Annotated in this window: 22 protein-coding genes; 13 read left to right on the forward strand and 9 right to left on the reverse strand. The window is 72.2% G+C overall.

Features of this window, described 5'->3' with window-relative positions:
- On the forward strand, positions 1-940 hold a 940-nt coding region (locus ACFWPI_RS23165; protein ID WP_380425005.1), incomplete at its 5' end, for a DUF6350 family protein.
- A 134-nt stretch (positions 941-1,074) separates the two neighbouring features.
- On the opposite strand, the gene ACFWPI_RS23170 is transcribed toward ACFWPI_RS23165, so the two are convergent.
- Positions 1,075-1,707, reverse strand: coding sequence for a hypothetical protein (locus ACFWPI_RS23170; RefSeq protein WP_380370185.1), 633 nt, complete (start codon positions 1,705-1,707; stop codon positions 1,075-1,077).
- Positions 1,708-2,075: 368 nt separating this feature from the next.
- Between ACFWPI_RS23170 and purN the strand changes: the two genes are divergently transcribed.
- Positions 2,076-2,735 (forward strand): phosphoribosylglycinamide formyltransferase, encoded by a 660-nt coding sequence (gene purN, locus ACFWPI_RS23175; protein WP_380370188.1) that lies wholly within the window; start codon positions 2,076-2,078, stop codon positions 2,733-2,735.
- Positions 2,732-4,309 carry a bifunctional phosphoribosylaminoimidazolecarboxamide formyltransferase/IMP cyclohydrolase gene (gene purH, locus ACFWPI_RS23180; RefSeq protein ID WP_063349027.1) on the forward strand — a complete coding sequence of 526 codons (1,578 nt, stop codon included), beginning with the start codon at positions 2,732-2,734 and terminating at the stop codon, positions 4,307-4,309. Before purN ends, purH begins: the two co-directional genes overlap by 4 nt.
- A 131-nt stretch (positions 4,310-4,440) precedes the next feature.
- On the opposite strand, the gene ACFWPI_RS23185 is transcribed toward purH, so the two are convergent.
- The gene (locus ACFWPI_RS23185; protein ID WP_063349028.1) at positions 4,441-5,067 is read right to left on the reverse strand and encodes a hypothetical protein; all 627 of its coding nucleotides are present in this window, start codon (positions 5,065-5,067) and stop codon (positions 4,441-4,443) included.
- A gap of 559 nt (positions 5,068-5,626) precedes the next feature.
- On the opposite strand from ACFWPI_RS23185, the gene ACFWPI_RS23190 reads away from it, so the two are divergent.
- The 6 genes from ACFWPI_RS23190 (at position 5,627) to ACFWPI_RS23215 (ending at position 11,212) form a co-directional block, all read left to right on the forward strand.
- Positions 5,627-6,481: a bifunctional methylenetetrahydrofolate dehydrogenase/methenyltetrahydrofolate cyclohydrolase gene (locus ACFWPI_RS23190; protein WP_063349029.1), complete on the forward strand. Its 855-nt coding sequence runs from the start codon at positions 5,627-5,629 to the stop codon at positions 6,479-6,481.
- 35 nt (positions 6,482-6,516) lie between these two features.
- Entirely contained in the window at positions 6,517-6,942 is a 426-nt protein-coding gene (locus ACFWPI_RS23195) for a DUF3017 domain-containing protein (RefSeq protein ID WP_063349030.1), read from the forward strand.
- Positions 6,943-7,146: 204 nt separating this feature from the next.
- Positions 7,147-8,139 (forward strand): malate dehydrogenase, encoded by a 993-nt coding sequence (locus tag ACFWPI_RS23200; protein ID WP_063349031.1) that lies wholly within the window; start codon positions 7,147-7,149, stop codon positions 8,137-8,139.
- Positions 8,140-8,264: 125 nt separating this feature from the next.
- Entirely contained in the window at positions 8,265-9,590 is a 1,326-nt protein-coding gene (locus ACFWPI_RS23205; RefSeq protein WP_063349032.1) for a hemolysin family protein, read from the forward strand.
- 30 nt (positions 9,591-9,620) lie between these two features.
- Positions 9,621-10,661 (forward strand): tryptophan--tRNA ligase, encoded by a 1,041-nt coding sequence (trpS, locus tag ACFWPI_RS23210; RefSeq protein WP_371518488.1) that lies wholly within the window; start codon positions 9,621-9,623, stop codon positions 10,659-10,661.
- A 62-nt stretch (positions 10,662-10,723) separates the two neighbouring features.
- Positions 10,724-11,212: a 2'-5' RNA ligase family protein gene (locus ACFWPI_RS23215; RefSeq protein ID WP_347878545.1), complete on the forward strand. Its 489-nt coding sequence runs from the start codon at positions 10,724-10,726 to the stop codon at positions 11,210-11,212.
- 20 nt (positions 11,213-11,232) lie between these two features.
- Here the strand turns inward: ACFWPI_RS23215 and ACFWPI_RS23220 are convergent, their stop codons facing one another.
- Complete coding sequence (locus ACFWPI_RS23220) at positions 11,233-13,743, reverse strand: CDP-glycerol glycerophosphotransferase family protein (RefSeq protein ID WP_380370195.1); 2,511 nt, start codon at positions 13,741-13,743, stop codon at positions 11,233-11,235.
- 327 nt (positions 13,744-14,070) lie between these two features.
- Positions 14,071-17,643, reverse strand: coding sequence for a CDP-glycerol glycerophosphotransferase family protein (locus tag ACFWPI_RS23225; RefSeq protein WP_380370198.1), 3,573 nt, complete (start codon positions 17,641-17,643; stop codon positions 14,071-14,073).
- Between the two features lie 134 nt (positions 17,644-17,777).
- Between ACFWPI_RS23225 and ACFWPI_RS23230 the strand changes: the two genes are divergently transcribed.
- Both ACFWPI_RS23230 and ACFWPI_RS23235 read left to right on the forward strand, forming a co-directional pair.
- Entirely contained in the window at positions 17,778-18,776 is a 999-nt protein-coding gene (locus ACFWPI_RS23230; RefSeq protein ID WP_380370201.1) for a glycosyltransferase family 2 protein, read from the forward strand.
- A gap of 54 nt (positions 18,777-18,830) precedes the next feature.
- Entirely contained in the window at positions 18,831-19,778 is a 948-nt protein-coding gene (locus ACFWPI_RS23235; RefSeq protein ID WP_380370204.1) for a YihY/virulence factor BrkB family protein, read from the forward strand.
- A gap of 22 nt (positions 19,779-19,800) precedes the next feature.
- On the opposite strand, the gene ACFWPI_RS23240 is transcribed toward ACFWPI_RS23235, so the two are convergent.
- Complete coding sequence (locus ACFWPI_RS23240; protein WP_380370207.1) at positions 19,801-21,012, reverse strand: D-alanyl-D-alanine carboxypeptidase family protein; 1,212 nt, start codon at positions 21,010-21,012, stop codon at positions 19,801-19,803.
- A 142-nt stretch (positions 21,013-21,154) separates the two neighbouring features.
- Here ACFWPI_RS23240 and ACFWPI_RS23245 point away from each other — a divergent pair, with 142 nt between their 5' ends.
- Both ACFWPI_RS23245 and ACFWPI_RS23250 read left to right on the forward strand, forming a co-directional pair.
- Positions 21,155-21,412 carry an SCO4848 family membrane protein gene (locus tag ACFWPI_RS23245; RefSeq protein ID WP_063349038.1) on the forward strand — a complete coding sequence of 86 codons (258 nt, stop codon included), beginning with the start codon at positions 21,155-21,157 and terminating at the stop codon, positions 21,410-21,412.
- Between the two features lie 91 nt (positions 21,413-21,503).
- On the forward strand, positions 21,504-23,117 hold the full coding sequence (locus ACFWPI_RS23250; protein ID WP_380370211.1) for a hypothetical protein: 1,614 nt from the start codon (positions 21,504-21,506) through the stop codon (positions 23,115-23,117).
- Between the two features lie 66 nt (positions 23,118-23,183).
- Here ACFWPI_RS23250 and ACFWPI_RS23255 read toward each other — a convergent pair whose 3' ends face one another.
- Genes ACFWPI_RS23255 through sdhC form a run of 4 tightly spaced genes read right to left on the reverse strand, consistent with a single transcriptional unit; the run spans position 23,184 to position 26,634 of the window.
- Positions 23,184-23,957 (reverse strand): succinate dehydrogenase iron-sulfur subunit, encoded by a 774-nt coding sequence (locus ACFWPI_RS23255; RefSeq protein ID WP_063349040.1) that lies wholly within the window; start codon positions 23,955-23,957, stop codon positions 23,184-23,186.
- Entirely contained in the window at positions 23,957-25,699 is a 1,743-nt protein-coding gene (gene sdhA / locus ACFWPI_RS23260) for a succinate dehydrogenase flavoprotein subunit (protein ID WP_063349041.1), read from the reverse strand. Before sdhA ends, ACFWPI_RS23255 begins: the two co-directional genes overlap by 1 nt.
- A gap of 54 nt (positions 25,700-25,753) precedes the next feature.
- On the reverse strand, positions 25,754-26,245 hold the full coding sequence (locus ACFWPI_RS23265) for a succinate dehydrogenase hydrophobic membrane anchor subunit (RefSeq protein ID WP_063349042.1): 492 nt from the start codon (positions 26,243-26,245) through the stop codon (positions 25,754-25,756).
- A gap of 8 nt (positions 26,246-26,253) precedes the next feature.
- Positions 26,254-26,634 carry a succinate dehydrogenase, cytochrome b556 subunit gene (gene sdhC, locus ACFWPI_RS23270; protein ID WP_063349043.1) on the reverse strand — a complete coding sequence of 127 codons (381 nt, stop codon included), beginning with the start codon at positions 26,632-26,634 and terminating at the stop codon, positions 26,254-26,256.
- Positions 26,635-26,735: the final 101 nt, after the last annotated feature.

Raw genomic sequence — 26,735 nt, forward strand, 5'->3', positions numbered from 1 at the left:
GTTCCGACCGGCCGGCGGCGCGGCGGCGGTGCGCGGCTCGGTGCTGGCGGCCGGGGCGGGCCTGGTGGCGGCGGGCGGGGTGCTGGTGGCGGTGGCGGCGGCGCTGGACGCGGCGGTCGGGGGCGGGCGCGGGATGGCGGTGCTCGGGCGCGGGCCGGCGGCGCTGGTCGGGCTGCTGCTGCTCGGGGTGGTGCTGCTGCCGAACGCGGTGCTCTGGGGGACGGCGTACGCCCTGGGCCCGGGGTTCGCGGTGGGTTCCGGGACGGTGGTGGCGCCGGGCGGCACCGTGCTGGGCCCCGTCCCGGAGTTCCCGATGTTCGCCCTGCTGCCGGCGGAGGGCCCGGGTGGCTGGCGGCTGGCGGCACTGCTGCTGCCGGTGCTGGCGGGGGTGGTGCCGGCGGTGCTGCTGGGCCGGGCGGCGGCCGGCCCGCGCGCAGCGGCCGAGGCCGAGGCCGGGTCCGGGACCGGCGACGGCGACGGCGACGGGGGCGGCGACGGACCGTGGCCGCTCGCGGTGACGGTGGTGGCGGTGCTGGCGGCGGCGCTGCTGACCGGCGTCGCGGTGGCGGCGGCGAGCTGGCTGGCGGGTGGCGCGCTGGCGGGCGGTCGGATGGCCCGGCTGGGGCCGGCGCCCTGGTGGACGGGACCGGCGGCGGCGGGCTGGTTCGCGCTGGTGGCCGTGCCGGGCGCGCTGCTGGTACGCCATCGGGCGCTGTGCCCCGCGACCGTCCCGGAGGCCGACGAAGGGGTCGACGGAGGGGGCGACGGAGAGGTCGACGGGCAGGCCGCCGAGGAACTCGACGCGGACGCCGACGAGGAGGCCCTGCCCGCCGCCCGCGCCCGGTCGGCCGAGCGGCTGCGCCGGGGGGTGCTGCTGCTGCGGGCCCGCGGGTACGCCGCGGTGCTGCGCCTGGGTGGGCGGGCCCCCGGAAGTGACTAGGGCGTGTCCGGCAAGACCGGCCGGACAGGGCCTAGCCGCAATGCCACTGACTTAACAGCGATCACGAGCCGCTGACCTGTGGCGATGCCTCGGTCGGAGGGTCGCGGAGGACCGCAAAGTCAGTGGCATTGGGCCTAGCCGGCGTTCCCGGTGAAGTCGACGTACCACTTGGGCGCGAACCGGTCGCAGTTGTCGGCGCCGACGGAGGTCAGCGAGTCCCGGACGCAGGTGACGTAGTCGTTGTAGTACATCCCGAGGCCGATCACCGAGGTCGCGACCACGACGGTCATCGCGCCGGTGAGGATTCCGGCGAGCGCGGCCGGGGTGAGCGGGTTCGGGGCGGCGGGCTGGCGGGCGGCGCCGGTGACGGCGGCGGCCGGGGCGGGCTTGGGGGTCCGCAGCGCGCTGATGCCCCACACGATGCCGAGCGCGCCGACGAACAGGGCGGCCCAGTGGAAGCCGGCGAACAGGCAGACCAGCGCGAGCGGCCCGGCCAGTGCGGCGTTGCGGGCCCGGCGCTGGGCGGGGTCGGCGGGGTCGAGCTTGGGCGGCTGCGGGGCCGGTGGGGTGGGGCGGCCGTCCTCGGGCCGGCCGGGGCCCCAGGGGTGCGGCGGCGGGAGCTGCGGGTGTTCGCCGGTGCCCTGGCCGCCGGTGCCGTCCGGGCCCTCGCCGGGCCAGGGGTTGCGCGGCTGCCACGGCTGGTCCGGGGCATCCGCCGGCGGCGGCGCGAAGGGGTTGCGCTCGCCGGTGTCGTCACCGCTGCTCATGGTTCAGCCATTCCTTCTCGGTCGGGGCGGCGGTCTCCCGCCTTCCCTATGATCCCGCAGCCGTTCGCCGGTCCTCAGGCGGCCTGCCCGCTGCGCGGGTGCCGGGAGGGCCGGTGCCCGGGGCAACTCCGCTGTGCGGGCCGGAGGAGATCCCCGTCTCAACTACGCGCGTAGCGCCGCCGGGAGGGTGCGGAGGCCGTCCGACCAGCCGTTATCGTGGTGACGGTCAGCAGCTCGCAGAGGTTCCCGGGTGCCCGCGTCGCGGTGGGTTCTCCTGGTGTTCCCCCTCGCTCGACCTGCCGTTCGTAGTGGCCCCACCACCGGTGGACGTACCAGCGGGCGGCGCCCGACCTACGGAGAATCGCGCAGTGGCCGCCGCCCCCGCCCAGCTCTTCCCGCCCCGTACGCCCGGACCGGCCCGCCTGGTGGTGCTGGTCTCCGGTTCCGGCACCAATCTGCAGGCGCTGCTCGACGCCGCAGCCGATCCGGCGTACGGCGCCGAGATCCTCGCCGTGGGTGCGGACCGCGACGGCATCGCGGGCCTGGAGCGGGCCGAGAAGGCGGGCCTGCCGATCTTCGTCCACCGGGTGAAGGACTTCGCCGACCGGGCCGACTGGGACCGCGCGCTGACCGCCGCCGTCGCCGCCCACGAGCCGGACCTGGTGGTCACGGCCGGGTTCATGAAGATCCTCGGCCCCGAGTTCATCGCGGCCTTCGCCGGGCGGATCGTCAACACCCATCCCGCACTGCTGCCCTCCTTCCCCGGCGCCCACGGCGTCACCGACGCGCTCGCGTACGGGGTGAGGGTCACCGGCTGCACCGTCCACCTGGTCGACGCCGGGGTGGACACCGGGCCGATCATCGCGCAGGGCGTCGTCGAGGTCGTCGACGCCGACCACGCCGATGGCGGCGAAGCGCTGCACGAGCGCATCAAGACTGTCGAGCGCAAGCTGCTCGTCGACGTCGTGGGCCGGCTGGCCCGCGAGGGCCACCGCATCGAGGACCGAAAGGTATGGATCCCGGCATGAGTGCCAGCTCCACCACCCCCCCTGTCTCCGAGAACATCCGTCCGATCCGTCGTGCGCTGATCAGCGTGTACGACAAGACCGGTCTGGAGGAGCTGGCCCAGGGCCTGCACGCCGCCGGGGTCGCCATCGTCTCCACCGGCTCCACCGCCGGCCGGATCGCCGCCGCCGGCGTCCCGGTGACCGAGGTCTCCGAGCTGACCGGCTTCCCGGAGTGCCTGGACGGGCGCGTGAAGACGCTGCACCCCCGCGTGCACGCCGGCGTGCTCGCCGACCTGCGGCTGGAGTCGCACCGCGCGCAGCTGGCCGAGCTGGGCGTCGAGCCCTTCGACCTGGTCGTGGTGAACCTCTACCCGTTCAAGGCCACCGTCGCCTCGGGCGCCACCCCGGACGAGTGCGTCGAGCAGATCGACATCGGCGGCCCGAGCATGGTCCGCGCCGCCGCCAAGAACCACCCGTCGGTGGCCGTGGTGGTCGACCCGGCCCGTTACGTCGACGTGCTGCGGGCCGCCCAGGAGGGCGGCTTCGACCTGGCCACCCGCAAGCGCCTGGCCGGTGCGGCGTTCGCGCACACCGCCGCGTACGACGTCGCGGTCGCCTCCTGGTTCGAGGCCGGCTACGCGCCGAGCGACGAGCGGTTCCCGGAGTTCCTGGGCGCCACCTGGGAGCGGCAGAACGTGCTGCGCTACGGCGAGAACCCGCACCAGGGCGCCGCGCTGTACAGCGACGGCAGCGGCGGCCTGGCCGGCGCGGAGCAGCTGCACGGCAAGGAGATGTCGTACAACAACTACGTCGACACCGACGCCGCCCGCCGCGCCGCGTACGACCACGCCGAGCCGGCCGTCGCGATCATCAAGCACGCCAACCCGTGCGGCATCGCGACCGGCGCGGACGTCGCCGAGGCGCACCGCAAGGCGCACGAGTGCGACCCGGTCTCGGCGTACGGCGGCGTGATCGCGGTCAACCGCCCGGTCACCGTCGAGCTGGCCGAGCAGATCGCCCCGATCTTCACCGAGGTCGTGGTGGCCCCCGGTTACGAGGACGGCGCCGTCGAGGTGCTGGCCCGGAAGAAGAACCTGCGGGTGCTGCTGGCCCCCGAGGCGCCGGCCAACCGCCAGGAGCTGCGCCCGGTCTCCGGCGGCGTGCTGCTCCAGGACGCCGACCGGGTGCAGGCCGAGGGCGACGACCCGGCGAACTGGCGGCTGGCCACCGGTGAGGCGCTGTCCGAGGCCGAGCTGGCCGAGCTGGCCTTCGCCTGGCGGGCCTGTCGGGCCGTCAAGTCCAACGCGATCCTGCTGGCCAAGGACGGCGCCTCGGTGGGCGTCGGCATGGGCCAGGTCAACCGGGTCGACTCCTGCAAGCTCGCGGTCGAGCGGGCCGGGGAGCGGGCCAAGGGCGCGTACGCGGCCTCGGACGCGTTCTTCCCGTTCGCGGACGGCCCTGCCATCCTGATCGCGGCCGGCGTCAAGGCGATCGTCCAGCCGGGCGGTTCGATCCGGGACGAGGAGGTCGTCGCGGCGGCCGCCGAGGCCGGGGTGACGATGTACTTCACCGGTGCGCGGCACTTCTTCCACTGATCGCGTTCCACCGCTCGCCCGGCGCACCGCCCGGGTGACGGCATGGCAGAGCGGCCCGGCTCCTCCGGAAGGGGAGCCGGGCCGCTCGTCGTCCGATCGGCTCGGACCGGGCCGGTCAGTGGTGCGGCCGGTCAGTAGCGCGGCCGGGCGAACCAGGCGACGCCGTCCTTGACGCTCATCCCGACGATCATCGTGATCGAGACCGCGAGCCACATCAGCGTGAAGACGATGCCGACCGGGTTGGCGTTGTTGGCGAACGAGCCGGCCAGCCCCAGCAGGCCGAGCAGCGCGCCGAACGAGCCGTACACCAGGGTGGTGATGCGGACCGCGGGCCCGCCCTTGCCGAACTTCACGCCCAGCGTGATGGAGAAGGCCGCGAACAGCGCGCACACGATGCCGACGACCACCAGCACGCCGGCCGCCGCGTTGCCGAAGCCGTTGAACGGGTCGCTCCCGTCGATCTGCTGGGCCCGGTTGGTGACCTCCTTGGCCGCCGCGGCGGCTATCAGGTAGATGCCGCCACCGATGATCTGCACGGCGCCGATGATGAACAGCAGCACCCGGGTGGTGACCACCAGGCCCGGCATGTTCTGCGGGACGGCCGGCGGGTAGCCGTAGCCCGGTCCGCCGTAGCCCGGCGCGGGCGGCGGGTAGCCGTACCCGGCCGGCGGGGCCTGCTGGGGGTAGCCGTAGCCGGGAGCCTGCGGCGGCTGGCCGTACGGGTTGTTCGGGTTGTTCGGGTCGGGCGGGTAACTCATCGATGCCTCCGGGCAGTTGCGGGGACGTGGGGACGGGACGGAGGGCCCGGTTCCGGTTGGCGAGTCGGGTCGCCGGTGGAACGGGACGCTAACGGAGGGGAGTGACAGCCCGGAGCGGATCCGGGCGCGGCCGGCTCAGGCGCGCGGTGAGAGCGCTGAGAGCGGTGAGAGCAGTGCGAGCGGAGTCGTCGACGGGCCCGCTGCGGGCAGGACGGCGCCGCAGTGGTCGGGCGGCTCGGTCTGAAGTGGTCGGCTCACGTGCTCTTTCCCCCGGGTACGCCCCCGCCGGGTGTCCGTCGGCCCGTCACCGGGCCGGGTCGCGGCAGGGAATGCCCGCATATCGTCAACCGGACGGCGGGGCCGTGTCCAGCCGGTTCCGCGCGCCGGACCGAGACTGTGGCGCAACCGCAACGTGGTCCGGGCCTTCCGTACCCGTCCGACCGGAGGGCGGGAGGACGAGGGGGCCGGCGGGAGGTCGGCGGGGGCCGACGGGAGGACGACGGGGGTTCGAAGACGGGCCCTGGTACGGCGGCTTGCCGCGATCCGGGAGAATGGGGTCATGACTGCCCAGATTCTCGATGGCAAGGCCACCGCCGCCGCGATCAAGTCCGAACTCGCCGCCCGCGTGGCGGTCCTCAAGGCGAAGGGCGTCACGCCCGGCCTCGGCACCGTCCTGGTCGGCGACGACCCGGGCAGCCGCTGGTACGTCAACGGCAAGCACAAGGACTGCGCCGAGGTCGGCATCGCCTCGATCCAGCGCGAGCTGCCCGCCACCGCCACCCAGGAGGACGTCGAGAACGTCGTCCGCGAGCTCAACGCCGACCCCTCCTGCACCGGCTACATCGTCCAGCTGCCGCTGCCCAAGGGCCTGGACCAGAACCCGGTCCTGGAGCTGATGGACCCGGACAAGGACGCCGACGGCCTGCACCCGACCTCGCTCGGCCGGCTCGCCCTGGGCATCGAGGGGCCGCTGCCGTGCACCCCGCTGGGCATCGTCGAGCTGCTGCGCCGGCACGACGTCGAGATCAACGGCGCCGAGGTGGTCGTGGTCGGCCGCGGCGTCACCGTCGGCCGCTCGATCGGCCTGCTGCTGACCCGCCGCAGCGAGAACGCCACCGTGACCCTGTGCCACACCGGCACCCGGGACCTCGGCTACCACCTGCGCAAGGCCGACATCATCGTGGCCGCCGCGGGCGTGCCGCACCTGGTCAAGCCGGAGGACGTCAAGCCGGGCGCGGCGGTGCTGGACGTGGGCGTCAGCCGCAGCGAGGGCAAGATCGTCGGCGACGTGCACCCGGGCGTGGCCGAGGTGGCCGCCTGGATCTCCCCGAACCCCGGCGGCGTGGGCCCGATGACCCGCGCGATGCTGCTCAACAACATCGTCGTGGCGGCCGAGCGCCGCGCCGGCGTCTGACCCCGCGACCGACACCACCACGAGGGACGGCGAGCATGACGGAACCGCGACCGGCGCGGACCCCGCGCAGGCCGGTCAAGACCACCGGCACCCTGCCGCCCGAGGGCGCGGCCGCAGCCCTCGGACGCGACCACACCCTGCCGGTCCGGCAGTGGCCGATAACGCTGGTCCTGCTGGTGGTCGGGGCCGGCCTCGCGGTCACCTGGTTCGCCGACTTCAAGGACGGCTTCAAGTACGGGCTGCTGATCCTCGGCTGCGGGGTGCTGCTCGGGGCCGTCCTGCGGCTGGTGCTGCCCGAGGTCGGGATGCTGGCGGTGCGCAGCCGCTTCACCGACGTGATCGTGCTGACCTTCCTGGGAGCGTCGATCGTGCTGCTGACCCTGGTGGCGCAGCCGAACCCGTGGCTGGAGATCCCGTTGCTCGACAACATCGGCAAGTTGATCGGCCGGCCCAAGCACTGACGCCGGGGTGACCGCGACGGCCCCCGCCCTGCGAGCCAGGGCGGGGGCCGCCGTCCGTTGTGACGCATCAGCCAGGCCCGCACCCGCGGCGTACGCTTCCCTTTGCGATAACCTGACGCCGGTCTCTCGATGTCGAGAGACCATCCTCGGCTCCAGCGCGCCGGTGTGCCTGGGGCACCTGGCGATCTGCTGGAGAAGGTAGAAATGACCCGCACCCCCGTCAACGTCACCATCACCGGAGCGGCCGGCCAGATCGGCTACGCGCTGCTCTTCCGCATCGCCTCGGGCCACCTGCTCGGTGCCGACGTCCCGGTGAACCTGCGCCTCCTGGAGATCCCGCAGGGCCTCAAGGCCGCCGAGGGCACCGCCATGGAGCTCGTCGACTGCGCGTTCCCGCTGCTGCGTGACATCACGATCACCGCCAACCCGAACGAGGCCTTCGACGGCGCCAACGTCGCGCTGCTGGTCGGCGCCCGTCCGCGCACCGCCGGCATGGAGCGCGGCGACCTGCTGCAGGCCAACGGCGGCATCTTCGGCCCGCAGGGCAAGGCCATCAACGACCACGCCGCGGACGACATCAAGGTCCTGGTCGTCGGCAACCCGGCCAACACCAACGCCCTGATCGCCCAGCGCAACGCCCCGGACGTCCCGGCCGAGCGCTTCACCGCGATGACCCGCCTGGACCACAACCGCGCGGTCGGCCAGCTCTCCGTCAAGACCGGTGCGCCCGTCTCCGACATCAAGCGCGTCACCATCTGGGGCAACCACTCCGCCACCCAGTACCCGGACATCTTCCAGGCCGAGATCGCCGGCAAGCCGGCCTTCGAGGCCATCGGCAGCGACCAGGCCTGGCTGGACGAGACCTTCATCCCGACCGTCGCCAAGCGCGGCGCGGCCATCATCGAGGCCCGTGGCGCCTCCTCGGCCGCCTCGGCCGCCAACGCCGCCATCGACCACGTGTACACCTGGGTCAACGGCACCGCCGAGGGCGACTGGACCTCCATGGGCGTCGTCTCGGACGGCTCCTACGGCGTCCCGCAGGGCCTGATCTCCTCCTTCCCGGTCACCACCAAGGCCGGCAAGTTCGAGATCGTCCAGGGCCTGGAGATCTCCGACTTCTCGCGCGCCCGCATCGACGCCTCGGTCAAGGAGCTGACCGAGGAGCGCGACGCGGTCCAGGAGCTGGGCCTCATCTGAGCCCCGCAGCACAGCTTTTCCCGACGGCCCGCCGTCTCCTTCCCGGAGGCGGCGGGCCGCCGTGTGACCGGCCGCCGCCCCTTCTTCCACTCCCCGGGCGCCGGCCGGTCCTACACTGACCCGCTGTGAACGAAACCCTCGGGGACGCTCTGCTCGTCCTCGTCTTCATCCTGCTGGGCGGGCTGTTCAACGTCGCCGAGATCTCGCTGATCTCGCTGCGCGAGGGCCAGATCCGGACGCTGGAGGCGCTCGGCACCCGGCGGTCCGCCCGGGCCGCGCACCTGGCCGCCGACCCCAACCGCTTCCTGGCCGCCGTCCAGGTCGGCGTGACCTGCATGGGCTTCCTGTCCGCCGCCTTCGGCGCGGACACACTGGCCGGCAAGGTCGCCCCGCTGTTCGTCCGGGCCGGGCTCACCGAGGGCGTCGCCGACGCGATCGCCCTGGTCGGCCTCACCCTGGTGATCAGCTACGTCTCGCTGGTGCTCGGCGAACTCACCCCCAAGCGGATCGGCCTGCAGCGGGCCGAGTCGATCGCGGTGATCGCGGCCCCGGTGGTGGACGTGATGTCGGTGGCGCTGCGCCCGGTGATCTGGCTGCTCGGCCACTCCACCAACCTGATGGTCCGCCTGCTGGGCGGCGACCCGGCCGCCGGCCGTGGCTCGATGAGCTCCGAGGAGCTGCGCGGCCTGGTCGCCGCCAACACCGAACTCGGCAGCGACGAACGGGCGTTGATCGCGGACGTGTTCTCCGCCGGGGAGCGGCAGCTGCGCGAGGTGATGGTCCCGCGCACCGAGGTGACCTTCCTGGACGCCGAGCGCCCGCTGGCCGCCGTCCGGCACCAGGCGGACACCTCGCCGCACTCGCGCTACCCGGTGGTCGAGGGCAGCGCCGACGCCGTGGTCGGCTTCGTGCACGTCCGCGACCTGTACGGCGCGCGCGGCGAGCAGGCCGCCAAGGTCCGTGACCTGGCCCGCCCGGTGAAGCTGCTGCCCGGCACCAAGCGGGTGCTGGAGGCGATGGGCGAGATGCGCCGCGAGGGCCACCACCTGGCCATCGTGGTGGACGAGTACGGCGGCACCGCCGGGATCGTCACCCTGGAGGACCTGGTCGAGGAGGTGATCGGCGAGATCCGGGACGAGTACGACCGGCCGGAGACCGCCGCCACCCGCCGGCTGGTCGGCGGCGGCATGGAGCTGGACGGCCTGCTCAACCTCGGCGACTTCACCGAGGAGACCGGCGCCACCCTGCCCGAGGGCCCGTACGAGACGGTGGCGGGCTGCCTGGTCGCCTCGCTCGGCCGGCTGCCCCGGGAGGGTGACCAGGTGCGCGTCCCGGTCGAGGGCGGTGGCGGGGTGCTGCTGACGGTGGCCAAGTTGGAGGGCCGGCGGATCGCCCGGGTGAGGGTGAGTGCGGTCACACTGGCGGAACCTCCTGGGGCGGACGTTTCCTGAGCGCCCGGTGGAACTGGAACAATGGCCCGCATGGTCAACGCAGCGGTCACTGGTCCGGTCAAGGACCGTCCCCGGGTTCTCTCCGGCATCCAGCCCACCTCCGGCTCGTTCCACCTCGGCAACTACCTGGGCGCGGTGCGCCAGTGGGTGGACCTGCAGAAGGAGAACGACGCCTTCTACATGGTCGTCGACCTGCACGCGATCACCGTCTCGCAGGACCCGAAGGAGCTGCGCGAGAACACCCGGGTCTCCGCCGCCCAGCTGCTCGGCGCCGGCCTGGACCCGGAGCACTGCACCCTGTTCGTCCAGTCGCACGTGCCCGAGCACGCGCAGCTCGCCTGGGTGATGAACTGCCTCACCGGCTTCGGCGAGGCCTCCCGGATGACCCAGTTCAAGGACAAGTCCGTCCGGCACGGCGCGGACAGCACCACGGTCGGCCTGTTCACCTACCCGGTGCTGATGGTCGCGGACGTCCTGCTCTACCAGGCGGACGCCGTCCCGGTCGGCGAGGACCAGCGCCAGCACCTGGAGCTCACCCGCGACCTCGCCGACCGCTTCAACACCCGCTACAGCCCGACCTTCACGGTGCCGAAGCCGTACATCCTCAAGGAGACGGCGAAGATCCAGGACCTCCAGGACCCGGGCGCCAAGATGAGCAAGTCCGCCTCCTCGGACAAGGGCCTGGTCAACCTGCTGGACGAGGCGAAGGTCAGCGCCAAGAAGTTCAAGAGCGCCGTCACCGACACCGGCACCGTCGTCTCCTACGACGAGGACGGGAAGCCCGGCGTCTCCAACCTGCTGCGCATCCACTCCGCGCTCAGCGGCCAGTCGATCGACCAGCTGGTCGCGCACTTCGAGGGCAAGATGTACGGCGCCCTGAAGACCGAGCTGGCCGAGCTGTTCACCGAGTGGGTCACCCCCTTCCAGGAGCGCACCCGCTCGTTCCTGGACGACCCGGCCGAGCTGGACCGGGTGCTGGCGATCGGCGCCGAGAAGGCCCGCGAGGTGGCCGCGCAGACGCTGGAGACGGTGTACGACCGGGTCGGCTTCCTCCCGGCCGCCAAGCGGTGACTCCCCTCACACGCCTGCCCGATGGTGACGGTCTCCCCGAGGCCGTCACCATCGGCGTGTCCGTGAGCGTTCCGGATCCGTACGGTGCGCAGATCCAGGACGCCCGGGCCGGGCACGGCGATCCGCTGGCCCGGTCGATACCGACGCACGTCACCCTGCTGCCGCCGACCGAGGTGCCCGCCGAGGCGCTGCCGAAGATCGAGGAGCACCTGGCAGCGGTGGCGGCCGCGCACCGGCCGTTCCGGATGCTGCTGCGCGGCGCCGGCACCTTCCGCCCGGTCTCCCCGGTGGTGTTCGTCCGGGTCGAGGAGGGCGCGCAGGAGTGCCGGCTGCTGGAGGCGGACGTCCGCTCCGGCCCGCTGGCCCGCGAGCTGGCGTTCCCGTACCACCCGCACGTGACGGTCGCGCACGGCCTGCCGGACGACGCGCTGGACCAGGCGTACGCGCAGGCGCGCGGCTTCCGGGCGGCCTTCCCGGTGCCGGGCTTCGGCCTCTCCCGCTTCGACGCGGACGAGGTCTGGCGGCCCTGGCGGAGCTACCTGTTCTCCTGAACTACCGCCCTGATCTTCAACTACCGTACTGACCTTCCGAGTTCGAGCATCCGGTCGACCACCCGGCGGGACGCGCCGCCGTCGTCCAGGACGCAGTGCTCGGCCCGGAAGCGCCGGTGGCGCTCCGCGTACCCGGGCGGCAGGGCCGCGCCGGTGTCGGCGAGTTCGCGCAGCGCGCCGAGCAGTCCGGCCGAGGTGGGGACGAGCGGGCCGGGGGCCTGCGGCTCGAAGTCGAAGTAGAAGCCGCGCAGGGTGTCGCGGTAGTGCTCCAGGTCGTAGGTGAAGAAGAGCACCGGGCGGCCGGTGACGGCGAAGTCGAACATGATCGACGAGTAGTCGGTCACCAGGACGTCCGCGACCAGCAGCAGTTCCTGCGGGTCGGGATAGTCCCCGCAGTCGTACAGGAAGCCGTCCCCGGCGCCCGGCAGCGGCTCGCGGACGTGCGCGTGCGGGCGGATCAGCAGCACGTGGTCCCGGCCGAGAAGGCGCCGGGCGTGGTCGAGGTCCAGCCGCAGGCCGAGCCGGAAGCCGTCGCCGTCACCGCGCTGCTGGTCCTCGCGCCAGGTCGGCGCGTACAGCACGATCCGCTTGCCGTCCGGGATGCCGAGCCGGCGGCGGACGGCCGCGGCGGCGGCCTCGTCGGGGCGGGCGAGCACGTCGTTGCGCGGGTAGCCGGCCTCCAGGATCTCGCCGTCGTAGCGGAACGCGCGGCGCAGGATCGGGGTGGCGAACGGGCTGGGGGAGAGCAGCAGGCTCCACTGCGGGGTCTCCCGGTCGAGCGCCTCCAGGTAGCCGTGGTCGGCCAGCCAGGGGTTGTCGACGTCGTGGGCGATCCGTTTCAGCAGCGAGCCGTGCCAGGTCTGGAGCACCACCTGGCCGGGGCGGCGCTCCAGGAAGTCCGGGAAGTGCGTGTTGCCGACCAGGTACCGGCAGGTGGCCAGCGCGCGGTACCACTCCGGGCTCCAGATCCGGACGGCCCGGACCCCGGGCGGCAGTTCGGCCTGGGCGTCGTCGACCACCCAGAGGTGCTCCAACGGCGCTCCGCGGCGGGCCAGTTCGGCGTGCACCGCGCGCGGCGAGTCGGCGTAGCCGCGGCCGCCGAACACGTCGTACAGCACGGCCTCGCGCAGCGGTTCGCGGCGGGCGGCGGGGTAGTGGACGGTGCGTTGGCGGCTCTGCGTCCAGGCGCTGCGCTCGGTGGGGGTGAGCACCGGGGTGGAGTCCACCAGCAGGGTGTCGTGCCAGCGGCGCTGGAGCAGGATCCGCTTGCCGCCGGCCGTGGTGGCGGCGGGCAGCGTGGGAAGGGCGGCGGGTGCGGCGAGCAGCGGGCGGCTCGGGCCGGGCCGCCCGGCGGGCGTCAGCGCGGCCTCCCAGATGCCTTTGCGCAGGGGCAGCGCGGTGCCGTCGGCGCCGGTGCGGGTGGCGGGCAGCAGGACCTTGAAGCGGCCGTCCTGGTCGGCCTCGACGGGGGAGCGGACCTCGCTCGCGGTGCCGGTGTGCCGCAGGACGAGCTCCAGCCGGTCCGCGGCGCGGTCCGGGCAGCGGCCGGTGAGCTCGAAGCCGCCGGCCCGGACGGCGATCCGCTCGACCAGGCCGGCCGCGGGTTGGACGCACAGTTGGAGCCGGCCGTCGGCGAGGTGCTTGAGGTAGAGGGCGTGGTCCGGGGTGTCGGGCAGCCGGTGCTGGCCGGCGACCGGGCCGCCGCGCTCGTCCGGGCAGAGCTGCTCGGTGCTGCCGTCGGGGTGCAGGAACTCGGTGTCCCAGTGCTCCAGTTCGCCGCTGCCGCGGCCGTCGGCGGTGAACGGCCGGTACGGCAGGTGGACGGCGAAGGTGTTGCCGGTGCGGGCGACCGGCCGTTCGATCACGGCGTCGCTCTGCCGGTGGCGCAGCCGCAGCACGGTGCCGGCCGGGCAGGAGTCCGCGCTGCCGCGCAGGTCGAGGCCGTCGGCGGCGGGGGTGGCGTGGGTGAGCCGGATGCCGGGGCGTTCGAGCAGCAGCCGCAGTCGCCCGTCGGCGAAGTGCGGCTGGAGGCGGACGTCGTGGTCCACCCACTGGGCCGGCGGGTACTCGCCGGAGCCGCACCAGTGCGGGGCGAGGGCGCCGTACCGGCGGCGCAGCCGGGTGGGGCGCGGGCGGGTGAACAGGGTGGTCTCGATCTGCCAGTCGCCGAGCAGCCAGTCGGTGCCGTGGCGCAGCCGGCCGGGTTCGATCAGGGCGGTGAAGCCGGACCAGTCGTGGTTGAACTCGGGCTGGGCGCTGTCGTCGGTGACTTCGGGCAGCCGGCGGGGCCGGGAGCGCAGGTGGACGGGCGGCCGGGTCCCGTCGGCGTGGCGCAGGGTCAGCCAGGTCCAGGCGGAGCCGGGGCGGCCGGTGTCGAGGTCGTCCGGGCGGGCGAAGCCGGTGAGCTCCAGGCCGCGGCCGGTCCAGCGGGCGCGCAGCAGGCCGAAGGTGACGTCCTCGTCGGCGGCGGGCTGGTCGGTGCTCACGCGGGGGTCGGCGTGCGGAAGGACGAACCGTGTGAGCGCAGGCATGGCGGGGGTCCTTCGGGACGGGGGCCGGGCCATGGGCGGTGGACCGGGGCCGCCGGACCGATGCCGAGAGGAAACCGGGGCCGAATTCATATCCCATACCGGGACGCCGTCCGGGTCAACAGTGCGGACCGGGGAATTTCCCATGAAATTCGCTGACAAACACTAGTTCGAGTGCAATGTACAGGCAAAGGCCAGGGATATTGTCAGGGAATTCCCAGGAAAGCGCAGAGGCGCCCGACGCGGTTCGCGTCGGGCGCCTCGGTGGGGCTCTCGGGGGTGCTGCGGGCCGCCCCGTGTTACTCGGTGCTGCTCGGCACTACATCGGCACTACTCCGCGCGGAGCATCGCGTCGACCACGCGGGCGGAGGCCTTGCCGTCGTCCAGGTCGCAGTACGCCGTGCGGAACGCGGCGGCCTTGTCGGCGTACTCGGCCGCGACCTCGCCGACCCGGCCGAGCGCGTCGACCAGTTCCTCGGAGGTGGCCAGCAGCGGGCCGGGCGCCTCCGCCTCGAAGTTCAGGCTGAAGCCGCGCAGGTTGTCGCGGTAGTGCTCCAGGTCGTAGGTGAAGAACAGGATCGGCTTGCCGGTCGCGGCGAAGTCGAACACGCTGGCCGAGTAGTCGGTGATCAGCACGTCGGCGATCAGCAGCAGCTCCGCCATGTCGGGGTAGCTGCCGACGTCCCAGATGTAGCCGTTGCCGGCGCCCGGGATCTGACCGCACATCATGCTGTGCCGGCGCACCAGCAGCACCTGGTTGTCGCCGAGCGCGGCCTTGGCCGCCGCCAGGTCGAGCCGCAGGTCCAGCTGGTACCCGCCGTTCGGCCGGCGCCGGTCCTCGCGCCAGGTCGGCGCGTAGAGCACGACCTTCTTGCCCTCGGGCAGGCCGAGCCTTTCGCGCACCTGCTCGGCGGTCTTCTCCCGGTCGGCCGCGAAGAGCAGGTCGTTCTTCGGCGAACCGCTTTCGAGAATCTCGCCCTTGTAATCGAACGCGCGTCGCAGGATCGGGGCCGACCAGCTGTTGCCGGCCGCCAGCAGACTCCAGCTCGGAACCTCCCGGGCGAGGCCCTTCAGGTAGTTCGCATCCGTGAACCAGACCTTCTCGAAATCGAGGCCGATCTGCTTCAGCGGGCTGCCGTGCCAGGTCTGCAGGACCACCTGGCCGGGGCGGCGGACGAAGAAGTCGGGCAGGTGGGTGCTGGTGACGATGTACTTGGCGGTGGCCAGCGCCTCGAACCACTCCGGGCTCCACAGCCGGATCGCGCTCGCCGACTGCGGCAGATCGGCCTGGAGGTCGTCACTGCCCCACAGGTGCTCCAGCGGCAGGCCGCGGCGGACCAGCTCCTCGTGGACCGCCCGCGGCGAGTCGGCGTACAGGCCGCCGAGGCCGACGTTGTACAGCACGGTGTCGCGCACCGGGTGCCGGCGGGCGTTCGGGTAGTCGACGAACCGCAGCTGGCGCAGCCGGTAGCCGCTGCGCTCCTCCGGCAGCAGCGCCGAGTGCGACTCCAGGGAGAGGCCGTCGTGGTGGCGGCGCTCCAGCACGATGCGCTTGCCCCGGGACTCCACCTCCAGCGGCATCGCGCCGAAGCAGTCCGGCGAGATCAGCGCGTACGAGCTCGGAAGCTCCTCGGCCACGGCGCCGACCGGACGGAAGAAGACGTTCCAGGTGCCCTGGGCGAGCGGCACCCGGCCGGCGAAGGAGGCCGTCGGCACGGCGGGCAGCGCGGTCCGGAACCGTCCGTCCGCGATCTCCACCGGGTAGACGTGCTCCTCCTCGCGCCAGTCGTGCCGGACCACCAGCTCCCAGCGGTGCGCGCCGGACAGCGGGAACGAACCGCTGAGCAGGAAGCCGTCCGCGCCGCGGGCGGAGACCTCGTCCACCACCGGCTGCAGCAGCTGGTCGGAGAACTGCAGGTACCCGCTGGGGGAGGGCTTGGAGTAGAGCGCCCGGCGCTGGTCGACCGGGGCGTCCGGGTTGAGCGGCAGGTGCAGCTGCGCCGGGGCGTTGCGGTCGTCCCAGGTCACCGGGACGGTGCTGCCGTCGGCCAGGACCAGCGCGGTGTCCCAGCGGTCACGGGCGCGCTCGGCGGCCACCGGGTCCAGCTCGGCCCAGGCCTCGCGGAGGGCGGTCAGCTCGGCCACCGGGAAGGACACGCTGAACGGCTGCAGGCTGCCGACCGGCGCGCCCAGCTCCAGCGGGAAGGCCAGCTCGCGGTCGGACTCGACGTGGGTGAGCCGCAGCCGGGCCCCGGCGAAGCTGGAGCCGGAGCGGGCCGCGCCCGACACCTCGACCCGGCCGCCGTGCGAGGCCAGGCCGGTCACCCGGGCCTTGACCGTCTCCACCCGCAGGTAGACGGAGCCGTCCCGGACCCACGGCACGATCCGCACGTCCGGCTCGACCCAGTGCGCCGGGATGTACTGCGCGGTGTCGCTCCAGCCGGCCCAGACCCGGCCCTTGTAGACGCCGCCCTTGCCCGCGCCGGCCACCAGGACGCGCCAGTTGCCGTCCTTCCACTGGCCGCGGTGCTTGAGCTTCTTCGGGTCGACGCCGACGGTGAAGCCGGCCCAGTCGCAGCTGTACAGGTCGTGGTGGCAGCTGGCGGTGGCCTCGGGGCTGTACTGGGTCTTCATCGGTACCGCGATCACCCGGCGGCCCTTGGCCTCGCGCAGCACCAGGGTGCGGACCATGTCGTGCTTGCCGGCCGCGCCCAGCTGCTCCGGGTACGCGTGCCCGGTCAGCTGCAGCCGCCCGCCGACCCAGGCCGTCTCGTACAGCCGGCTGCGCATGACCAGCGAGTTGTCCAGCTTGAGCACGCCGGACGGCACGCTCTTGCGCCCGCCGCGCAGGAACGGGTAGTCGGCGTACGGGCGCAGCAGACCGCGGGCCTGGACGCCGCCGTTGCTCTCGCCCTCGTACTTGATCTGCTCGACGAACTCGTCGATCCGGCCCTGGAGGGTCAGGTGGTACTTGAGCCGCAGCGGCGCCCGCAGCTTGCGGACCTGCTCGGGGCCGATCGCCCGCAGCAGCCGGCTGACGCTCTTGATGTAGGCGTCCCGGTACTCCTTGTCGCCGTCCACGACGGACCAGAAGAACATCGGGATCTCCTCGACGAGGGTGTTCTCGTCGTAGGAGCGCAGGTACTGGGCGAAGCGCGGATCGGTCTGCTTGCGCAGCCAGCCGCGGACCAGCTCGACCGAGGTGACGCGGTCGATCAGGCCCTTGGGGTTGGTGCGCATCTGGGTGATCGACATCTCGCCGACCTCGCGCTCGCGCCAGTGGTAGATCGGCTCGCAGAGCACGTCCACGCTCTTGGCGAGGTAGTGGTGCGGCACGCTGACCGGCGCGTCCTCGTACAGGATGCCCTCGGGGTAGAGGATGCCGGCCGCGTCGAAGAAGGAGCGGCGGTACACCTTGTTCCACGCGGTGCGGTCGGTGACCAGCGCCGGGACCTCGGTGATGTGCGTCTTGAGCTTGGTCTCCCTGAACGGCTTCGAGTGCCCGCCGGACTGGTAGTAGCCCACCGCGCGGAACCGCAGCACGTTGCCGGTGGCGAAGTCCGAGCCGGTCTCGTCCAGGGTGTTGATCATCAGCTCGTACGCGCTCGGCGGCATCGAGTCGTCACTGTCGACGAAGCACAGGAACTCGGCGTCCGGGTCGATGTGCCGGATGCCGGTGTTGCGGGCCGCGCCGAGGCCCTTGTTCACCTGGCGGACCAGGCGGAACCGCGAGTCCTTGGCCGCGTACGCCTCGGCGAGGGCCGCGCTGTCGTCCTTCGAACCGTCGTCGACCATGACGCACTCGAAGTCCGTGAAGGTCTGGGCGGCGATCGAGTCGAGGCATTCGACCAGGTAACGCTCGACGTTGTAGATCGGAACGACGATGGAGAGGCGGGGAGCCATCGGCTACGCAGGCCTTTCTCGGGAAGGAGCGTGGCAGCCCGTTGAGGGCCTGACCGCACTTTGGATCGGTGCGTACGTGCGCACCGATCCTACCTCCGGGCCATGGGGCCCTTCGGGGCCACTACGCTGGGCCCGTGCCCCGCTTCAGCGTGATCGTCCCCGTGTACCAGGTTCAGGACTACCTCGCCGAGTGTCTCGACTCGGTGCTCGGCCAGGGCGGCCCCGACCTCGAACTGATCGCGGTGGACGACCGCTCCCCGGACGGCTGCGGCCCGATGCTCGACGAGGCCGCCGCCGCCGACCCGCGGATCCGGGTGCTGCACCTGCCCGAGAACGTCGGCCTCGGCCGGGCCCGCAACGCCGGCCTGGAGGCCGCCACCGGGGACTACGTGATCTTCCTCGACAGCGACGACACGCTCACCCCCCAGCTGCTCAAGAGCGTCGACGACCGGCTCGCCGCCACCGGCGACCCGGACGTCCTGGTCTACGACTACGCCCGCACCTACGCCGACGGCCGGATCACCCGGGCCGCCTCCGCCCACGTGTTCGGCGCCGCCTCCCCGGACGTCTTCGACCTCGCCGCCCGCCCCGACCTGCTCGACCTGCTCCAGGTGGTCTGGAACAAGGCCTACCGCCGCGACTTCGTCACCGCCCAGCAGCTGGTCTTCCCGGCCGGCTACTACGAGGACACCCCCTGGACGTACCCGGCGCTGCTCGCCGCCGCCCGGATCACCCTGCTCGACGAGGTCGGCGTGCACTACCGCCAGCGCCAGGAGGGCGGCAACATCCTGGCCACCGCCAGCCGCAAGCACTTCGACGTCTTCGCCCAGTACGACCTGGTCTTCGCCTTCCTGGACCGCCGCCCCGACCTCGACCACTGGCGCCCGGTCGTCTACGGCCGGATGCTGCACCACCTCAACACCGTCGTCTCCAAGCCCGGCCGGATCCCGCCCGGCGACCGCCGCGAGTACTTCCGCCGCGCCGCCGCCCACTGCGCCCGGCTCCGGCCGGCCGGCTACCGCCCGCCGCCCGGCGTGGACGGCGTGCGCACCGAACTGCTCAGCCACGGCCGCTACGGCGCCTACCAGGCCGTCCGCGCCCTCGCCCGGGCCCGCCGCCTGGTGAAACGCTAGAACCTGCGCCGAGCCTGACGGCCATTCGGAGGACGGACCGGTATAACCGGTCGGGTGGACTTCCTGACCCGCCTCCCGGTCGTCGGCCCGCTCGTCACGTGGGTGCTGCGCAGCCGCCCGTACCGGGTGTACGAGTACTTCTCCGCGGCCCGGGGCAACCGGCTGGCCGGTGCGGTCACCTTCTTCGGCTTCCTCGCCCTGTTCCCGCTGCTCACGGTGGGCCTGGCGATCGCCGTCTCGACGCTCAGCAGCAGCCAGGTGGCGGACCTGCAGAAGCACATCTCCGACCAGCTGCCGGGCATCTCGCAGGCGCTCAACCTGCCGTCCCTGGTGGCCAACGCGGGCGCCGTCGGACTGGTCAGCGGGGCGCTGCTGCTGGTCTCCGGCCTCGGCTGGGTGGACACCATGCGCACCTCGATCCGGGACGTCTGGCAGCTGCCCGACGACGACACCAACGTGGTGCTGCGCAAGGCCTGGGACTGCGCGGTGCTGGGCGGCCTCGGCGTGGTGTCGCTGATCTCGGTGGGCGCCTCCACCGCCGGGACGACGCTGGCCGGGCGGATCGCCGACTGGACCGGCCTGCGCAGCGGCTACCTGCTGACCGGGGTCGGCGTGCTCATCGCCATAGCGTGCGACACGCTGCTCTTCGCCTACCTGCTGGCGCCGTTCCCCGGGATCCGCGGCCAGCGCCGGCGCGACGTGCTGCAGGGCGCGCTGATCGGCGCGGTCGGCTTCGAGCTGCTGAAGGTCCTGCTCGCCTCCTACCTCGGCTCCGTCGCCGGGAAGAGCCTGTACGGCGCCTTCGGCGTGCCGGTGGCGCTGCTGCTGTGGATCAACTTCGTCTCCCGGCTGCTGATGTACTGCGTGGCCTGGACGGCGATGGCCGATCCGGTGGCCGCCCGGGAGCGCACCCGGGAGCACGCCCGGGCGCTGCTGGCGGCGGCCGACGAGGCGCAGGCGGCCGCGGACACGACGGCGGCCCGGCCCCGGGAGGAACCCTGAGGCCGGGCCGTCCGTCCGGCCGTCACCAGCCGGCCGCTCCGCGGCGTCCGCGCCGTAGGACCAGCACCCCGTAGCCGGCCGCGGCCGTCACCAGCACGACGGCCAGCCAGCCGCCGAGGCCGAGCCCGTCGTCCTCGGCGGCGGCGGGGGTGGCAGTGGGGGTGGTGCCGGGCCGGGTGGCGGGGGTGGAGTCCGGCGGGGGCGCGCCGGCGGTGCCGCCGGCCTGGCCGCTCGGCTCGCCGTCCGGCGGGAGTTCGTCGACCAGCTTGCCGACCGGCTGCACCTTTCCGGCCGCCGCGAAGCCCCAGTCCAGCAGGGCCGCGGTCTCGTCGTAGACCTTCTGGTAGCTGTCCGGGTGCATCACGGTCACCAGCAGGGTGCGGCCGTTGCGTTCGGCGGCGCCGACGAAGGTCGAGCCGGCGTTGGTGGTGTAACCGTTCTTCACCCCGATCAGGCCGGGGTACTTGCCCAGCAGGCGGTCCGTGTTGGCGATCCCGAAACTGCCGCGCTGGCCGGTGTTCTTGTCCACCGCGCCCGGGAACATCGCCTGCCGGGTGGCGCAGTACATCCGGAAGTCGGGGTTGCGCAGGCCGGCCCGGGCGAACAGCGACAGGTCGTAGGCCGAGGAGAGCTGCCCGTCCATGTCGTAGCCGTCCGGGGAGATCACCCGGGTGTCCCGGGCCTGGAGGGCGTCGGCGCGGGACTGCATCTCGACGACGGTCTGCTCGACGCCGCCGTTCATGTGCGCCAGGACGTGCACGGCGTCGTTGCCCGAGCTCAGGAACACCCCGCGCCACAGGTCCTCGACCCGGTATTCCAGGTTCTCCTTGATGCCGACCAGGCTGCTGCCCTCACCGAGCCCGAGGATCTCCTCGTCGGCGACCTTGTGCACCGTGCTGCGGTCGAACTTGGGCAGCACGGTGTCGGCGAAGAGGATCTTCAGGGTGCTGGCCGGGGCGAGCCGCAGATGCGGGTTGCTGGCCGCCAGCACGTCGCCCGACGTGGCGTCGGAGACTATCCAGGACTCGCCGGTGAGGTCCCTCGGCAGGGCCGGGGCTCCGGCCAGCGGCGAGACCTGGACGCCGGAGCGCCCGAGCCGCTCGCCGCCGACCACGGAAGCGGCCGGGGGCGGCTCCTGCGGGGCGGCGACCGCCCCCGGGGCGGCTAACAGGGCCGGGAGGACCGCGGCGGTCGTGACGAACAGATGCGCGAATTTCTGACGACGTGTGGACACGCGCAGACCGTACCCACTTCGGGGCATCCGCTGTGCGCCACACCGGGCCGGTCCTCCGTACGAGGGGCCCGCCCTACGCCGATCGGCGGTCCGCGCATACTGGGGGACGCACCCCGCCTCCCCACCCCCGACGAGGACCCCCATGAAGCTCAGCCGCCGCACCTCCTGGTTCCTGACCGCCTTCGGCGTCTGGTCGATCATCATCTGGACCACCTTCGTCAAGAACCTCTGGAAGGACTCCGGCGGCCAGGCCTTCACCAACGGCGACCACTCCCAGCCCACCGCCTTCTTCTGGATCCACCTCCTCCTCGCCGTCACCTCCTTCCTCCTCGGCATCGCCGTCGGCGCCATCGGCCTGCGCGGCCTCCGCGCCACCCGCCGCACCCCGGCCACCGACTGAATCTCCGTTGCCGCTGTCGGTCCCCACTGGAAAGATCCTCACCGCTCGTACACGTAACGAGATCTCTCGATCAAAGGGGTGGGGTACCTCCATGACACTTCGGCATGCCCGCAGACTCGGCGGGGTGACGGCGGCCGCGATCGCGGCCGGCCTGCTCACCGCGCCCGGCGCCTTCGCCGCCGACACCGCGCCGGCCGTCCTCGGCACCAGCCAGGGCAACGAGTACCGCGCCGACGCCTGCGACTCGACCACCGCCCCGAGCTGGGTCGGACGGACCACGAACGGCCCGACGCTCAACGCCAAGGTCACCGGCACCGGTGCCCGGTTCGACATCTGGGACGAGACCACGGGCGCCCAGGACCCGGTCTTCACCGGAACGGCCCAGGCGTACGGCCAGCAGGCCAAGGTCGCCGTCCCCGGTCTGGTGGACGGGCACGGCTACGCATGGCACGCCTGGGCCGTGCAGGACCAGCAGGCCTCCGCCCCGTCGGCGGACTGCCACTTCCGGGTGGACACCACGAGCCCGACCGCCACGGTCTCCTCGCCCGACTTCCCGGCGAGCGGCACCGCCACCAAGTACGCGGGCCAGAAGGGGACCTTCGTCCTCACGACCGCCGACCCGGCCCCGGCCGGCGGGCAGGCCTCCGGTGTCGACTGCGTCCGGTACGGCTTCAGCAACCTCGGTGTCGGCGGCTGCGACTCGTCCGATGCCGTCAAGCCGGGCGCCGACGGCACGGTGACGGTCGGCCTCAAGGTCCGGGACTGGGGGACCAACATCCTCAACGTCCAGGTGACGGACAAGGCGGGCAACGTCGGCGGGGCGTCCTACACCTTCTACGCCCCGTCGAACCCGAACCCGCCGAAGACCCTCGGCGACGTCGACGGGGACGGCACCGCGGACATCCTGCTGCCCGACGCGCAGGGCAACCTGCAGTACCTCAGCGTGAACGCGCCCGACACGACGCCGAATGCGGTGATCACGGGCGCCCACGCGCCGTACGACGGCAACTGGGCGCCGTTCCAGGTGGCCCACCTGGGCTGGTCGAACCAGCACGCGCCGTCCTCGGACGACCTCTTCGTCCACAAGCCGGGCGACGGCTACCTCTACCAGTACCGGAACTTCGACTACGGCTCCTTCTCCCAGACCTGGACGGGTGCCGGGCGTTCGACCCGCTGCGTGGACGGCACCGGGGCAGCCGCGGCGTGCCCCGCCGACTACGCCTCCGACTGGTCGAAGGCGGACCAGCTCGTCGCGTTCGGTCCGGCGACCGGCGGCTTCGCCCCGTCGCTGGTGACCCTTGAGGGAGGCAACCTCTGGCTGCATGCCGGCGGCAACTTCAGCTTCGGCACCCAGAAGGTCCGCAAGCTCACCACCACCGGCGACTGGGCCGGCTACGACCTGATCGCCCCCGGCCCGGACGCCGCCGGCAACCTCGCCCTGTGGGCGCGCGACCGGGCGACCGGTGACCTGCACGCCTACCCGGTCCCGAAGAAGGCCGACGGCACCTTCGACTTCTCCGCGCTCGCGGACCCGAAGGCGAACGTGGTCGCCACCGGCTTCACCACTGCCGCCTACCCGACCCTCGGCAGCTCGGGCGACGGTGACGGGGACGGCACGCCGGACCTGTGGGCCGTGACCGCCGACCGGCACCTGGTGACCTTCAGCGGCTGGTCCGCCCCGAAGGACCTCGGCGCGCTGCGCTGAGCCCATGGCGAAGGCCCCCGTCCGATCATCCGATCGGGCGGGGGCCTTCGCCGTGTCAGGCGGAGATCAGAAGCGGCGGGTGACCAGCGCCCGCTTCACTTCCTGGATCGCCTTGGTGACCTCGATGCCACGCGGGCAGGCCTCGGAGCAGTTGAAGGTGGTGCGGCAGCGCCACACGCCCTCACGGTCGTTGAGGATCTCCAGGCGCTGCTCGGCGCCCTCGTCGCGCGAGTCGAAGATGAAGCGGTGCGCGTTCACGATCGCGGCCGGGCCGAAGTACTGGCCGTCGTTCCAGAACACCGGGCAGGACGACGTGCACGCGGCGCACAGGATGCACTTGGTGGTGTCGTCGAAGCGCTCGCGGTCCTCGGCGGACTGCAGGCGCTCGCGGGTCGGGTCGTTCCCCTTGGTGATGAGGAACGGCATGACGTCCTTGTACGCCTGGAAGAACGGGTCCATGTCCACGACCAGGTCCTTGAGGACCGTGAGGCCCTTTATGGCCTCGATCGTGATCGGCTTCTCCGGGTCGACGTCCTTGATCAGGGTCTTGCACGCCAGCCGGTTGCGGCCGTTGATCCGCATGGCGTCGGAGCCGCAGATGCCGTGCGCGCAGGAACGGCGGTAGGTGAGGGTGCCGTCCTGCTCCCACTTGATCTTGTTGAGCGCGTCCAGGACGCGCTCCTTCGGGTCGAGCGTCAGCTGGTAGTCGACCCACACCGGGTCCGGGTGCTCCTCCGGGTTGAACCGGCGGATCCGGAAGGTGACGGTGATCAGCTCGACGCCGCCCGCCTCGACCGCGTCCAGAGCGGCCGAGTGCTTCTCCACGGTAGGAGTGCTCATCAGTACTTACGCTCCATCGGCTGGTAGCGGGTCGTGACGACCGGCTTGTAGTCGAGGCGGATGGAGGTGCTGCCGTCGGCGGCCACCTCCTGGTACGCCATGGTGTGCTGCATGAACTTCACGTCGTCACGGGTCGGGAAGTCCTCGCGGTAGTGGCCGCCGCGCGACTCCTCGCGGGCCAGCGCGGAGACGGCCAGCACCTCGGCCAGGTCGAGCAGGTTGCCCAGCTCGACGGCCTCCAGCAGGTCCGTGTTGTACCGGAAGCCCTTGTCCTGGATCGAGACGTTCTTGTAGCGCTCCTTCAGCGCGGCGATGTCCTCGACCGCCTGCTTCAGGGTGGCGCCGGTGCGGTACACCATCGCGTTGGCGTCCATGGTCTCCTGCAGCTCCTTGCGGATCTGCGCCACGGACTCGGTGCCGGCGGCCTCGCGCAGGCCGTCGACCAGGGCCTGGACCTTCTCGGCCGGGTTCTCGGGCAGCTCGACGAACTCGTGCACGTTGGCGTAGTCGGCGGCGGCGATGCCCGCGCGACGGCCGAACACGTTGATGTCCAGCAGCGAGTTGGTGCCCAGGCGGTTGGCGCCGTGCACGGACACGCAGGCGACCTCGCCGGCCGCGTACAGGCCCGGGACGACGTCGGTGTTGTTGCGCAGCACCTCACCCTCGACGTTGGTCGGGATGCCGCCCATGGCGTAGTGCGCGGTGGGCTGGATCGGGATCGGGTCCGTGTAGGGCTCGATGCCGAGGTAGGTGCGGGCGAACTCGGTGATGTCCGGGAGCTTGGCGTCCAGCTGCTCCGGCGGCAGGTGGGTCAGGTCCAGGTAGACGTGGTCGCCGTCCGGACCGCAGCCGCGGCCTTCGCGGATCTCGGTGTAGATCGCGCGGGAGCAGACGTCACGGGACGCGAGGTCCTTCATGACGGGGGCGTAGCGCTCCATGAAGCGCTCGCCGTCCTTGTTGCGCAGGATGCCGCCCTCGCCGCGGGCGCCCTCGGTGAGCAGGATGCCCATGCGCCAGATGCCGGTCGGGTGGAACTGGAAGAACTCCATGTCCTCCAGCGGCAGGCCGCGGCGGTACACCAGGGCCTGGCCGTCACCGGTGAGGGTGTGGGCGTTGGAGGAGACCTTGAAGAACTTGCCGGTGCCGCCGGAGGCGAACACGACGGACTTGGCCTGGAAGACGTGGATCTCGCCGGTGGCCAGCTCGTAGGCGACGACGCCGGCCGTCTTGCCCTCGTTGATCAGCAGGTCGAGGACGTAGAACTCGTTGAAGAACTCGACGCCGTGCTTGACGCAGTTCTGGAACAGCGTCTGGAGGATCATGTGACCGGTGCGGTCGGCCGCGTAGCAGGAGCGGCGGACGGGGGCCTCACCGTGGTTGCGGGAGTGCCCGCCGAAGCGGCGCTGGTCGATCCGGCCCTGCTCGGTGCGGGAGAAGGGCAGGCCCATCTTCTCCAGGTCGAGGACGGCGTCGATGGCCTCCTTGCACATGATCTCGGCGGCGTCCTGGTCGACCAGGTAGTCACCACCCTTGACCGTGTCGAAGGTGTGCCACTCCCAGTTGTCCTCCTCGACGTTGGCGAGGGCGGCGCACATGCCGCCCTGGGCCGCGCCGGTGTGGGACCGGGTGGGGTAGAGCTTGGTCAGGACGGCGGTGCGGGTGCGCTGCGTCGACTCGATGGCCGCGCGCATGCCGGCGCCGCCGGCGCCGACGATGACGGTGTCGTACTGGTGAATCTGCATGGGGGTTCTAACTCGCCTCTGGCCTCTGCCGATTGCCGATTAGATGCTTTGTCGTCAGATGTTGGGGTCGAAGGTGAAGATCACCAGGGTGCCGAGCAGCACGGTGAAGACCGTGGCGGTACCCATGAGCCCCTTCAGCCAGAGCCGGGTCGAGTCCTTCTCGGCGTAGTCGTTGATGACCTGCCGCATGCCGTTGGCGCCGTGGAGCATGGCGAGCCAGAGCATCGTGAGGTCCCAGACCTGCCAGAACGGCGAGGCCCAGCGGCCGGCCACGAAGGCGAAGCCGATCTTGGAGACGCCGCCGTCGAGCACCAGCATGATGAGCAGGTGCCCGAGGATCAGGACCACGAGGACGATGCCGGACAGGCGCATGAAGAGCCAGGCCAGCATCTCGAAGTTGGTGCGGGTGCGGCGCGGGGTCTTCGGGGTCCGCTTGCGCGGCGGCTCGATGACGAACGCGTCGGCCGGGTTGCCGGTGCCGAGGCCCTTGCCGGTGTGCGCGTGCGCGGAGGGGACGACCAGCGCGTCGGAGTATTCCGTGGACATGTGTCAGCTCACTTCCCGAACCAGGAGATCAGCGTGTGCTGCAGGATCCCGTAGAAGGAGCCGGCCATCAGCACGACCCAGACCGCCACGACGGTCCAGAGCATCTGCTTCTGGTACTTCGGGCCCTTGGACCAGAAGTCCACGGCGACGACCCGCAGGCCGTTGAGGGCGTGGAACAGGATGGCGGCCACCAGGCCGTACTCCATCAGGTTCACGAGAGGAGTCTTGTACGTCTGAATGACGGTGTCGTACGCCTCGGGCGACACTCGCACCAGAGCGGTGTCCAGGACATGGGCGAACAGGAAGAAAAAGATGAGGACGCCGGTGACTCGATGAGCCACCCAGCTCCACATGCCTTCCCGGCCGCGGTACAGCGTTCCAGCCGGCACGGAAAAACCCTCCGGAAGCGATTGGGGGCTCGGCCGGCTTCGGTGTCGGTCAGCCCGGCCAGGTACGGTCCACCGGCCGCCAGCATCCTATCGACGCTGCG

It is taken from the genome of Kitasatospora sp. NPDC058492 (assembly GCF_042720685.1).
GTDB lineage: Bacteria > Actinomycetota > Actinomycetes > Streptomycetales > Streptomycetaceae > Kitasatospora.